Origin of the sequence: Streptococcus oralis (genome assembly GCF_001579175.1) — a bacterium.
GTDB lineage: Bacteria > Bacillota > Bacilli > Lactobacillales > Streptococcaceae > Streptococcus > Streptococcus oralis_O.
In genome coordinates this window covers 68,568-80,590 of sequence record NZ_KQ970761.1, presented here as the reverse complement: position 1 = coordinate 80,590, position 12,023 = coordinate 68,568, and the positions used below count along the sequence as shown (strand labels likewise).

At 41.5% G+C, this 12,023-nt stretch carries 14 protein-coding genes; 9 read left to right on the top strand and 5 right to left on the bottom strand.

The window, feature by feature from the left end; translation table 11 throughout:
* Nucleotides 1–27 precede the first annotated feature (27 nt).
* From SORDD24_RS08820 to SORDD24_RS08800, 5 genes are read left to right on the top strand one after another with little or no spacing between them, the layout of a single operon-like run.
* A complete protein-coding gene (locus SORDD24_RS08820) occupies nt 28–642 on the top strand; it encodes a TipC family immunity protein (RefSeq protein ID WP_061409830.1) in 615 nt (204 codons plus the stop codon).
* A complete protein-coding gene (locus tag SORDD24_RS08815; RefSeq protein ID WP_231082732.1) occupies nt 627–1,106 on the top strand; it encodes a hypothetical protein in 480 nt (159 codons plus the stop codon). The genes SORDD24_RS08820 and SORDD24_RS08815 overlap by 16 nt, the downstream gene beginning before the upstream one ends.
* 12 nt (nt 1,107–1,118) lie before the next feature.
* A complete protein-coding gene (locus SORDD24_RS08810; protein ID WP_061409668.1) occupies nt 1,119–1,736 on the top strand; it encodes a TipC family immunity protein in 618 nt (205 codons plus the stop codon).
* A 4-nt stretch (nt 1,737–1,740) separates the two neighbouring features.
* Nucleotides 1,741–2,346, top strand: coding sequence for a TipC family immunity protein (locus tag SORDD24_RS08805; RefSeq protein ID WP_061409667.1), 606 nt, complete (start codon nt 1,741–1,743; stop codon nt 2,344–2,346).
* A 4-nt stretch (nt 2,347–2,350) separates the two neighbouring features.
* Entirely contained in the window at nt 2,351–2,962 is a 612-nt protein-coding gene (locus SORDD24_RS08800; protein ID WP_061409665.1) for a TipC family immunity protein, read from the top strand.
* A 113-nt stretch (nt 2,963–3,075) separates the two neighbouring features.
* Here the strand turns inward: SORDD24_RS08800 and SORDD24_RS08795 are convergent, their stop codons facing one another.
* Genes SORDD24_RS08795 through SORDD24_RS08780 form a run of 4 tightly spaced genes read right to left on the bottom strand, consistent with a single transcriptional unit; the run spans nt 3,076 to nt 4,732 of the window.
* A complete protein-coding gene (locus SORDD24_RS08795) occupies nt 3,076–3,615 on the bottom strand; it encodes a DUF3278 domain-containing protein (protein WP_061409663.1) in 540 nt (179 codons plus the stop codon).
* A 12-nt stretch (nt 3,616–3,627) separates the two neighbouring features.
* Nucleotides 3,628–3,969 (bottom strand): hypothetical protein, encoded by a 342-nt coding sequence (locus SORDD24_RS11815; RefSeq protein ID WP_061409661.1) that lies wholly within the window; start codon nt 3,967–3,969, stop codon nt 3,628–3,630.
* A gap of 10 nt (nt 3,970–3,979) precedes the next feature.
* Nucleotides 3,980–4,522: a DUF3278 domain-containing protein gene (locus SORDD24_RS10990; RefSeq protein WP_081103573.1), complete on the bottom strand. Its 543-nt coding sequence runs from the start codon at nt 4,520–4,522 to the stop codon at nt 3,980–3,982.
* Nucleotides 4,523–4,537: 15 nt separating this feature from the next.
* Nucleotides 4,538–4,732 carry a helix-turn-helix transcriptional regulator gene (locus SORDD24_RS08780; RefSeq protein WP_001082470.1) on the bottom strand — a complete coding sequence of 65 codons (195 nt, stop codon included), beginning with the start codon at nt 4,730–4,732 and terminating at the stop codon, nt 4,538–4,540.
* Between the two features lie 162 nt (nt 4,733–4,894).
* Between SORDD24_RS08780 and rsmH the strand changes: the two genes are divergently transcribed.
* From rsmH to mraY, 4 genes are read left to right on the top strand one after another with little or no spacing between them, the layout of a single operon-like run.
* Nucleotides 4,895–5,845, top strand: coding sequence for a 16S rRNA (cytosine(1402)-N(4))-methyltransferase RsmH (rsmH, locus tag SORDD24_RS08775; RefSeq protein WP_061409659.1), 951 nt, complete (start codon nt 4,895–4,897; stop codon nt 5,843–5,845).
* 10 nt (nt 5,846–5,855) lie between these two features.
* Entirely contained in the window at nt 5,856–6,173 is a 318-nt protein-coding gene (ftsL, locus tag SORDD24_RS08770; RefSeq protein ID WP_000840795.1) for a cell division protein FtsL, read from the top strand.
* 3 nt (nt 6,174–6,176) lie between these two features.
* A complete protein-coding gene (gene pbp2X, locus SORDD24_RS08765; protein WP_061409657.1) occupies nt 6,177–8,432 on the top strand; it encodes a penicillin-binding protein PBP2X in 2,256 nt (751 codons plus the stop codon).
* A 1-nt stretch (nt 8,433) separates the two neighbouring features.
* Nucleotides 8,434–9,414 carry a phospho-N-acetylmuramoyl-pentapeptide-transferase gene (gene mraY / locus SORDD24_RS08760; RefSeq protein WP_000625795.1) on the top strand — a complete coding sequence of 327 codons (981 nt, stop codon included), beginning with the start codon at nt 8,434–8,436 and terminating at the stop codon, nt 9,412–9,414.
* 69 nt (nt 9,415–9,483) lie between these two features.
* Here the strand turns inward: mraY and SORDD24_RS08755 are convergent.
* The coding region (locus tag SORDD24_RS08755) for an SIALI-17 repeat-containing surface protein (RefSeq protein WP_155720153.1) at nt 9,484–12,023 on the bottom strand (2,540 nt) is incomplete at its 5' end.

Sequence of the window (12,023 nt, the reverse complement as noted above, 5' to 3'; positions counted from 1 at the left end):
AAACCCAGTGGGAGAATTGGTGACAACATGAAGAAAATCCTCGGTTTAGTAGCGTTAGTCTTACTAGTTGTATTATTTTGTTTCTACTTTTTTACTAAACAACCTAACAACATTTTTGATGAAATCTACCAGGAGACAGAGAAGACATATCATACAAATAATATTTTAAGAAACATAGAAGGCTTTGAAATTAGTCCAGGTTGGCCAAGTGATGGAGAGTATTCTAAATATTATCCATTTGGAATATATAATAAAGAGCATACCCCAGAAGAGTATTTTGAAATCGAAATTAGTTTTAATTTTGATACAAAAACACAATTAAGTTCAATCTCATTTGAAAAACGAATCGGGCCAAACGTTAGAGTTCGCTTATGGAATAAATATACTCGTAAGGATCGCGTTTTGAAAAAATTTGTCAAAATAGGTTTGAAGAAAGCAGATACGGAAACATATATCGAAGACGAGGCCCATGTAAAATCCTACCTAGAGCAGTATGGTATCACTGCCAAGGACTTGGATTCTTACTACGACGAAATTGTCAACCAGAAAGTCTTGAAGGACTGGTGCTCGATTTATGACAGTAAGTATTCGCCAAGCGATTATGGCGATGTCAAGGTTGAAACCCAGTGGGAGAATTGGTGATAGGCCATGCAGACTTCGCCCATCAATCCATTACTATGGCGACTCACCTTAATCCTAATCAAGTACAGTTATCAGATCTTTATGGTGGTAGAGAGCATGTCAAGGACCTTTCAGGCTGGGAGGGAGACACAACCTTTAACGCTAATGATATGAAGCCAAGTATTGGCGAGGATGACTACAAGGCAGACCTAGACTCGGTCAACCTTATCGGCCGTATGCAGAAGGGACAATCCTATGATCAAGCCATCTCTTCTTATTATGCTGACCTTCAAAAAGACTCCTCTCAGAGAGAAAGGGAATTCTTAAAAAATAAAGATTGGAAACAGGTCAAAGGTACGATTTATGCAGGGGTAGCGCCTGCGGATATACTGAGAAAGGGTGAGGCATCTATTAAAGAGTATATTGAGGAAAAATACCCAGAAGTATCCACATTTTTAAATCGTTTAGAGGCTGTGGCAGACTAGGAGGAAAAGTTAATGAAGAAAACACTCGGTTTAGTAGCCTTATTCGTGATTATCATATCATCCTGTTTTTACTTTTTTGTGCGTCAACCTAAAAACATTTTTGATGAAATTTACCAAGGGACGGCAAAAAATTATTTGGGCTATTATAATTTCAATGAATTAAAAAATGTGACAGTAAAAAATCGAAAGCTTTATGATTCGAATATGAATGAAACGGATAAGTATGAATCAATAATAACATACGATGATTCCTCTCTTGGAAGCGATGCGAAGAACTTAGAACTACGATTTAATTTTGATGGTAGTAGTAAAGGTATGAATATTTGGTTTGAAAAATATGCTAATTCAGGAGAAAAAATTAACTTTGTCATTCATTACGGATTTAAGAAAAAAGTACTAGTTAAAAAAATTATGATTTATGAAAATAGTTCGAAAACATATATTGAAGACGAGGCGCAAGTGAAATCTTACTTAGAAAAGTACGGTATCACTTCTAAGGACTTGGCTTCTTACTACGACGAAATCGTCAACCAGATAGTCTTGAAAGATTGGTGCTCGATTTATGACAGCAAGTACTCGCCAAGCAACTATGGCGATGTCAAGGTTGAAACTCAGTGGGAGAATTGGTGATAGTATGAAAAAAATACTCGGTCTAGTAGCCTTATTTGTACTAATCGTATTATCCTGTTTCTACTTTTTTATTCATCAACCTAAAAACATTTTTGACGAAATCTACCAAGAAACTGAGAAGACTTATCGGACAAATAATATTTTAAGAAAAATAGATGGCTTTGAAATTAGTCCAGGTTGGCCAAGTGATGGAGAGTATTTTAAATATAGCCCTTTAGGGAAGTATAAGACTCTTCCAGAAGGCTATCTTGAACTGAGAGTTGGATTTAATTTTGAGAAAGCGTATAGTAAAATGTTTGTTTCAGTTGAGAGAAAAATAGCTGATGGAACGAAGATATGGATGATCAGCAAATATAATCCAAACACTAAAACAATCACAAAGTCAATTCAGATAGTATTATCAGGAAATGAGGATAGCTATATCGAAGACGAGGCTCAGGTGAGATCCTATCTAGAAAAGTACGGTATCACTGCTAAGGACTTGGATTCTTACTACAACGAAATCGTCAACCAGAAAGTCTTGAAGGACTGGTGCTCCATTTATGACAGTAAGTACTCGCCAAGTAATTATGGCGAAGTGAAAGTCGAAACCCAGTGGGAGAATTGGTGACAGTATGAAAAAAATACTCGGTCTAGTAGCCTTATTTGTACTAATTGTATTATCCTGTTTCTACTTTTTTACCCAACAACCTAAAAATATTTTTGATGAGATTTATCAGGAGACGGAGAAAACCTATCGATCAAATAATATTTTAAGAAATATAGATGGCTTTGACATTAAACCAGTTTGGCCAACTGATGACCCTAATATCTCTCAAAATCCATTTGGATTGTATACTAGTAAAAGCAACCCTCAAAACTTTAATAATATATCTATTGATTTTAATTTTAAAAATTATTCTAACGAGCTGTTTGTTTCATTTGAGAAGAAAATATCTGGGGATGTGAAGTTATGGATGATTAGTAAGTATAGCCAAAAAACTAAAATGATCACAAAGTCAATTCAGATTGTAATATCAGGAAATGAGGATAGTTATATCGAAGACGAAGCTCAGGTGAAATCCTACCTAGAGCAGTATGGTATCACTGCCAAGGACTTGGATTCTTATTACGACGAAATCGTCAATCAAAAAGTCTTAAAAGACTGGTGTTCGATTTATGACAGCAAGTATTCGCCAAGCAACTATGGCGATGTCAAGATTGAAACCCAGTGGGAGAATTGGTGACGAAGGTCAGTAGATATTTTGGAAATTATCCTATGAATTGAAGAGGAAATCCCACCTAGAATGAGCTAGGTGGGATTCTTTGCCTATAAAATGAGAAATTAGTGAATCTTGGTCTATTTTTTAACGTGTTCCGATAAAAAGGCATAGGTCATGGTTCCAAAGATGGCACCAATTCCCAATCCCAAGACTAGTAAAGGGAGCGTTTTATCGAACTGGGAGAGATTGTCCCAAAAGGTATCAAGGGGAAGATGCTGAACAAAGAGTTTGTGAAAGGCTGATAAGATAAACAAGCCAATTGGAATACTGATGAATACACCCCAACTACGAACTTTAATTTGGCTTTTGCTGTAGCTTTTGTGATGGATTTCGGACTGGTCATCCTTGTCTAAATGTAAGTCGCGAACTGCTAGTCTCGCCCTAGATGAGAGGACGAAGATAAGTCCAAAATAGAGGTAGGGCGTGGCATCTCGAACCAACTCTATGAAGCGTCCAAATAGGAGATAGAACAAGAAGAGTAGGAGAGAGGAGTAAACGATTTGGATCAAGGTACGGGCACAAGCCTTGTAAATCATCTCTTGACGGCATTCATCAAAGGGGCCTTGTATGTGAAAGAACAGTTTGAGTAAGCGAGTGGTGAAATCTTCTTTTTTCATGGGAGTAACCTCCTAAATGAGCGATTTTTGATTGACTTCTTTAAAGAGTTGATAGAGAGTATAGAAGTAAACCAAACTAAAAATGATACAGATTATTAGAAATACCAGGTATCTCCAATCCATAGGATTTGTTAAAAGTTGTGGAAAGGATACGAGGATAAAACAGAGAGATGCGTTTAGAAGACGTATTTTTTTTGATTGGATTTTCTGGAATCTCTGTCCCTTGTTCAATACAGGAAGGAATAAAAGAAAGATAATCAAGAAAGGATGCTCAATATGTCCAGAAAGTAGGAAAAAGGTAACAAAGATACTGATAAAAACATGACTGATCAGTAGTCTTGCTAGTAATTTCATAAGGCACCTCCTAGTCGTCTTCTTGATCTTTTTTGGCTTTTTGAATGCGAAGAGTGACGATAATTTGCATCATCAGTCCGAAAAAGAAAGCTCCCAGTATAGTTTTTAAAATATGTTTTGTATTCAGAAGAGAACTGATGAAATCTGGATTTTCGCTTGTTAGGGTATCGATGAATGGCATTATAAAAAATATCGCTATGCCATAGATCAGACCGACTCTTAGACCAGGAAAATGTAGCTGTTTACTCTCTTTTTGGCTTAACATTTCGGTATCAATAGCTGTGATGCCCGTTTTCTTGGTTTGGGAGACCACATAGAGGGCAGCCATCATCGAAATGCCAAACACCACGAGAGGATAACCAATAGCGACAATTTGCGGGTATTTATAAGCAAGGACAAAGGGAATGAGATTGCCAAATGTCATCAGATAAAAGAGGACAATAAAAACCTGATTCCCGATACGATCGGCTTCGCGCCGTTTGTGTTCGTCAAGGGGACCAGAAATACCGTATATGCGTTTGATGAGTTTGTCAGTGAGAGTTTCTTTTTTCATTTGTTTGCTCCTTTTTTAAAAATCGTCTTCCCAAAAGAGGCTATTGAGGTCAGTTTGGAGGCTGCGGGCGAGGTTGAGACAGAGTTCCAGAGTTGGATTGTACTTGTCGTTTTCAATCATGTTGATGGTCTGTCTCGAGACACCGATATCTTTGGCGAGCTCGAGCTGGGAAATGCCCAGTTCCTTGCGGAATTCTTTGACACGATTCATAAGGTCTCCTTTCTGACATGTCGTATATATTTGACTATATTATATTCTTTTGGGGATGAGATGTCAAGTATATATGACATATTTTTGAGAATTATTTTCGAAGAAACTTAGCCTTGTCTGACAAGTGCAAGCTGGTCAGATTTGTGGTAAAATAGATAGGATATGACAAAAGAATTTCATCATGTAACGGTCTTGCTTCATGAAACGATTGATATGCTTGACGTAAAACCTGACGGTATCTACGTTGATGCGACTTTGGGAGGAGCAGGCCATAGCGAATATTTATTAAGTAAATTGAGCGAAAAAGGGCATCTCTATGCCTTTGACCAGGACCAGAATGCCATTGACAATGCGCAAAAACGGTTGGCACCCTATATCAAAAAGGGGATGGTAACCTTTATCAAGGACAACTTCCGTCATTTGCAGGCACGTTTGCAGGAAGCTGGTGTCCAGGAAATTGATGGAATTTGTTATGACTTGGGAGTGTCCAGTCCTCAGCTGGATCAGCGTGAGCGTGGCTTTTCTTATAAAAAGGATGCGCCACTGGATATGCGGATGAATCAGGAAGCTAGTCTGACGGCCTATGAGGTGGTCAATCATTATGACTATCATGACTTGGTTCGGATCTTTTTCAAGTATGGCGAGGATAAGTTTTCTAAACAGATTGCCCGCAAGATTGAGCAAGCGCGTGAGATGAAACCCATTGAGACAACGACGGAGTTGGCAGAGATTATCAAGTCGGCCAAGCCTGCCAAGGAGCTCAAGAAAAAGGGGCACCCTGCCAAGCAGATTTTTCAGGCTATCCGAATCGAAGTCAATGATGAGCTGGGCGCTGCAGATGAATCTATCCAGCAGGCTATAGACATGCTGGCTCTGGATGGTAGAATCTCGGTCATTACCTTCCATTCGCTAGAAGACCGCTTGACCAAGCAGTTGTTTAAGGAGGCTTCAACAGTGGAAGTTCCGAAAGGCTTGCCCTTCATTCCAGACGATCTTAAGCCTAAGATGGAATTGGTATCCCGTAAGCCAATCTTGCCAAGTGCCGAAGAGCTAGAAGCCAACAATCGTTCGCATTCAGCCAAGTTGCGCGTGGCTAGAAAAATTCACAAGTAAGAGGAAAAACATGGCAGAAAGAATCGAAAAAACAAGCCAGTTATTGCAAACGAAGTTTAAAGGTTTTTCACGTGTGGAAAAGGCCTTCTATGTTTCGATTGCTGCAACAATGATTATCCTGGCAATTAGCGTTGTGTTTATGCAAACCAAGCTATTACAAGTTCAGAATGAATTAACTAAGGTCAATGCTCAAATCGAGGAAAAGAAAACAGAGCTCGACGATGCCAAGCAAGAGGTCAATGAATTGATTCGTTCAGAACGTTTGAAAGAGATTGCAAACTCCAAGGATTTGCAGCTGAATAACGAAAATATCCGAGCGGCGGAGTAAGATATGAAACAGTGGAAAGAAAAAATTATCCGTTATGCCGTTCGTAATCGCAAATCTCCAGAAGAAAACCGCCGAAGAGTAGGAAAAAGCCTGAGTTTATTGGCAGTCATACTCTTCGCTGTCTTTTTGGTCAACTTTGCGGTTATTATCGGAACGGGTAGTAAATTTGGTAAGGATTTGGTTCAAGAGGCCAAAAAGGTTCACCAAACAACCAAGACCATCCCAGCCAAACGGGGAACCATTTATGATCGAAATGGGACACCTATTGCAGAGGATGCGACTTCTTATAATATCTATGCCGTTATTGACAAGAACTACAAGTCAGCAACTGGTAAAATACTCTATGTAGAGGATTCTCAATTTAATAAGGTAGCTGAAATCTTCCATAAATACCTAGATATGGAGGAGTCTTATGTCAAAGAACAACTTTCTCAACCAGATCTGAAACAGGTATCTTTTGGAGCCAAGGGAAATGGGATCACCTATGCCAATATGATGGCCATTAAAAATGACCTTAAAACAGCTGGGGTTGAGGGAGTGGACTTTACAACTAGCCCTAACCGTAGTTATCCCAATGGACAGTTTGCTTCTTCCTTTATCGGTTTAGCGCAACTCCATGAAAATGAAGATGGGACCAAACGTTTGATTGGGACATCTGGTTTAGAGAGTTCTTTAAATAGCATTCTTGCAGGTACAGATGGGATTATCACCTATGAGAAGGATCGTCTGGGAAATATTGTTCCGGGTACGGAGCAGGCTTCCCAACACATGGTAGACGGAAAGGATGTTTACACAACCCTTTCTAGTCCTTTGCAATCCTTTATGGAAACCCAGATGGATGCCTTCCAGGAAAAGGTAAAAGGCAAGTATATGACGGCTACCTTGGTCAGCGCTAAAACAGGGGAAATCCTGGCTACGACCCAACGTCCGACCTTCAATGCCGATACCAAGGATGGCATTACGAAAGACTTTGTCTGGCGAGATATTCTTTATCAAAGTAACTACGAGCCAGGGTCCACCATGAAGGTGATGATGTTGGCTTCAGCTATTGATAACAATACCTTCCCTGGTGGCGAATACTTTAACAGTAGTGAATTGAAAATAGCTGATGCGACCATTCGAGACTGGGACGTCAATGAAGGATTGACGAGTGGTGGCACCATGACTTTCTCTCAAGGATTTGCCCACTCAAGTAACATTGGAATGACCTTGCTTGAGCAAAAGATGGGAGATGCAACCTGGCTGGACTACCTCAACCGTTTCAAATTTGGGGTGCCGACTCGTTTTGGTCTGACAGATGAGTACACAGGTCAATTACCTGCTGATAACATTGTTAATATCGCCATGAGTTCATTTGGACAAGGGATCTCTGTCACCCAGACCCAGATGCTTCGTGCTTTTACAGCTATTGCCAATGATGGAGTTATGTTGGAGCCGAAATTTATCAGCGCCCTCTATGATCCAAATGACCAGTCTGTCCGTAAGTCTCAAAAGGAAATCGTCGGAAATCCTGTATCAAAAGCGGCAGCATCCTCTACTCGGGATCACATGGTCATGGTCGGAACAGATCCTGTCTATGGTACCATGTACAACCATAGCACAGGAAAGCCTAATGTCAATGTTCCAGGTCAGAATGTCGCCCTCAAATCAGGGACTGCTCAGATTGCCGATGAGAAGAATGGGGGTTACCTGACAGGTGAAACCAACTATATCTTCTCTGTTGTGTCGATGCATCCTGCAGAAAATCCTGACTTTATCCTCTATGTGACGGTGCAACAGCCAGAGCATTATTCAGGCGTTCAGCTGGGAGAGTTTGCCAACCCAATCCTTGAGAGAGCTTCTGCCATGAAAGAATCCCTCAATCTTCAGTCAACTGCCAAGAACTTGGATCAGGTCAGCAAGACGACAAGCTATGCTATGCCTGCTACCAAGGACTTTACCCCAGGTGACCTCGCAGAAGAATTGCGCCGAAACCTGGTCCAACCAATCGTTATCGGAACAGGAACCAAGATTAAGGATCTCTCTGTTTCTGAAGGAGATAATTTGGAAGCCAATCAGCAGATCTTGATTTTGTCTGATAAGGTCGAAGAAATGCCTGATATGTATGGCTGGACAGATGAAAATGTGCAAACATTGGCCAAATGGCTGAATATAGAAGTCGAATGGGAAGGTAGCGGTAAAACGGTCAAGAAACAAAGTGTCCGAGCCAATACTGCCCTCAAAGACCTTAAAAAAATGAAAATAACTTTAGGAGATTAAGATGATTAGTTCCATTAGTGCTGGAGTTCTAGCCTTTCTATTGACCTTGATAGGTATTCCAGCCTTTATCCGATTTTATCGAAAAGCACAGATTACAGGTCAGCAGATGCACGAGGATGTCAAACAACACCAAGCTAAAGCTGGGACTCCAACCATGGGAGGACTTGTCTTCCTTATTGTTGCAGTTGTTGTGAGCTTCCTTGTCGCTCTCTTTACTCAACAATTGACCAACAATGTAGGCATGATTTTGTTTATCTTGGTTTTGTATGGTTTGGTAGGCTTTTTGGATGATTTCCTCAAGGTCTTTCGTAAGATTAACGAAGGCTTAAATCCCAAGCAAAAACTTGCTCTCCAGTTGCTTGGAGGAGTGATTTTCTACCTCTTTTATGAACGTGGTGGCGATATGCTTTCAGTCTTTGGCTACCAAGTACATCTGGGTATTTTCTATATTTTCTTTGCCCTTTTCTGGCTAGTTGGCTTTTCAAATGCGGTGAATTTGACGGACGGGATCGACGGCTTAGCAAGTATTTCAGTGGTGATTAGCTTATCGGCCTACGGTGTGATTGCTTATATGCAAAATCAACTGGATATCCTTCTTGTGATTCTTGCCATGATTGGTGGTTTGCTAGGTTTCTTCGTCTTTAACCACAAGCCTGCTAAGGTTTTCATGGGAGATGTGGGAAGTTTGGCTCTAGGTGGGATGTTGGCAGCAATCTCTATGGCCCTCCACCAAGAATGGACCCTTTTGCTGATTGGGATTATCTATGTCTTTGAGACAAGCTCTGTTATGATGCAGGTTACCTACTTCAAACTTAGTGGTGGAAAGCGTATTTTCCGTATGACACCTGTGCATCACCATTTTGAGCTTGGAGGATTCTCAGGCAAGGGCAATCCTTGGAGCGAGTGGAAGGTTGACTTCTTCTTTTGGGGAGTTGGGCTTCTAGCAAGTCTCTTGACCTTAGCCTTTTTATACCTACTGTAAAACTAACTTTTGATTAAAAAATAAAACAGGATGAAGGTGATTTTCATCCTGTTTTTGTGTGCTTAAAGGTTAGTTGGAGTCATCCTTTCTCCCTTTTAACATAAAAGTGGCTGTAAGGGCTAGGCTGAGGCCTGTTAAGAAGAGGAGGGGGTTAGATGCTTCCCCTGTTGCTGGAAGTTGTTCTTTAGGAGAATGATTTCCAGCTTTAGCAAGACTCGGACTAGCTGAAAGTTGTTCAGCCTCGTGTGCCAAGGTTTCTGCATCTGAAGCACTTGGCTTTTCATCTGTACTAGGGGTTGTTCCAGCAGCTTGATAGACGACAGCATAGGTACTGAAATGACTAGTGATGAATTCTGCCTTTCCTTCTCGAACATCGAAATCAAGGGCTTGCAACTCCTTGGTCGGAGTAATATAATAGACCTTTTCTACGCTAGCTGAAATAGGCAAGCGAACCAAGACAGAGCCTTTTGGCTGCAAGCTATGATCTGTTGGATTTTTAAGTTGTAGGTCGTAAGCATCATAGGTCTTGCCAAAGAGTTCCTGAGCTAGGACACGTCGGCTAGAGATATGAGAAATTCCTTCTAGGTCACTGACTCCACCAATAATTTCCACTCCAGTTTCTTTATCTTTTAAGACTCGAACTGGATAGTCAGGAAGGCTAAGGGTTGGAGCAGCCTGTTCTCCGCTAGTTCCGATAGGGTCAGTGTACTCAGTTTTTTCAACAGTAGGAGCTTCCTCTTGCCCTGCCGTTCCGATAGGCTCGGTGTACTCAGTTTTTTCAACAGTAGGAGCTTCCTCTTGCCCTGCCGTTCCGATAGGCTCGGTGTATTCAGGAATTGTCACTGTAGGCGGTTCCTCTTGCCCTGCAGTCCCGATAGGGTTGGTGTATTCAGGAATTTCTACTGTTGGAGCTTCTTGTTCTCCCGGAGTTCCGATAGGATCAGTATATTCAGGCTTTTCAACTGTAGGCGGTTCCTCTTGCCCTGCAGTTCCGATAGGATCAGTATATTCCGGAATATCAACAGTAGGAGCTGGTTCGTCCCCCTTGCTTGTAGTTGGCTTCTTCTCGTCAACCTTCTTCTCATCTTTTTTAGTAAAGACAGCTACGACAGGACTACTTGTGGTAGTTCCTTGAATGGCATAAGCTTCGATCGCTTTTCCAGTTTGTCGATCAGTAGCTTCAGGGATTGGGATTTGAACTTGATTGTCTTGGATTGATAGCACGGTCTGATCCCCACTTGTAACCAGATGCGTTTGGTCCACTTTGCGCAATACTAGAGGATCTTTGACACCTGGGAAGGTTACAGCGATGGCTTCCCAGTCTCCAGATGGTAGGCTTAAGGAAATTTCTTTGTCGTTTTCCTTAAGAGGAGCGATACTTGGGCTATCTAAACCGACAGCTGGGGCTTTGATGATGTCAAAAGAGTCCAGAGAAATTTTCTTGCGACCTTCTGGTGAATCTGGGTCAACACGTAATGTCAGGGTGTGCGGACCGTCAGTGAGATTTGTAAATTCGCCAATAAAGGCTCTTTTTTCAGTTGCGCCTGACGTATAGAAATCCAAAGCAGGCATTTCTTTTCCATCCAGTGTCACAAGCGCTTTACCTAACTCGGTAGTTTTCAAGCCATAGATACGAATACCTGTACCAGTAAAGGAAATAGTTGCCTGAGCTTCTGAAGCTGCACTAGAGTCGCTGTTGTTGATATCAGCGTATTTTTCCGTACCTCCGTAGAGTTCCGGGTCAGACCAGTCCTTAAACTGGGAACCATACTGGATGCGCGAATCACGGTCATCCATTTTTTCAATTGTGCTTCCTTTTCCAGATAGGACCTTGAAGTAGTCTAAGGAAATTTTCGAGCGTTCATTTCCACGTCCCTTGTTCTCGCGTTTAACAGAAAGAGTCAATGTATGAGGTCCTTCTGACAATCCTGTGAAGCGGCCGATGAGGCTACCTTTTTCAGTTGCCCCAGCAGTATGGAAGTCAAGTTCGCCGACCTCTTTGCCATCAATTTTAGCAGTAGCAAGACCTAGTTCAGACGATTTTAGTCCATAGATTTCGATACCAACGCCAGTGAAAGGAATGGTTGCAGTGATGTCTTCGTCTGTGTAGTCTCCTTTTGAAAGGTCAGCAAATTTCTCTGTTCCTCCAAATAATTCTGAATCTGCCCAGTTTCCAAAGGCAGCTCCGTACAGGATACGACTATCCCGATCATCCATCAATTCACTAGGAGTTTCGACAGTGACCTTTTCAGATACTTGTGTGGAAAGTTCGCCCAGCATAGCCTTGACGGTATAAGTGTAGGCATGTTGAGGATCCAGTGATCGGTCAATAAAGTGGGTTTGATTGGTTACAAATTCTCTAGTTGCAGAGGTTTGACCAGATTCGTCTTTTACTTGTCTTTGGATGACATAGTGGGTAGCACCTTCTACTTGGTTGAAGGTGAGTTCGGCAGTGACTCCATTTTGTCGAACTGCTGTCAGACTGGTTACACGACCAGGGAAATGTTCAAAGGTAATGACGTCACCTTTTTGTGTTGCTAGTTGGATGCGGCCATCTTTTAGGACAGTTGCCTTGACTGCTTTGCCATTGACCTTAACCTGACTGGCTT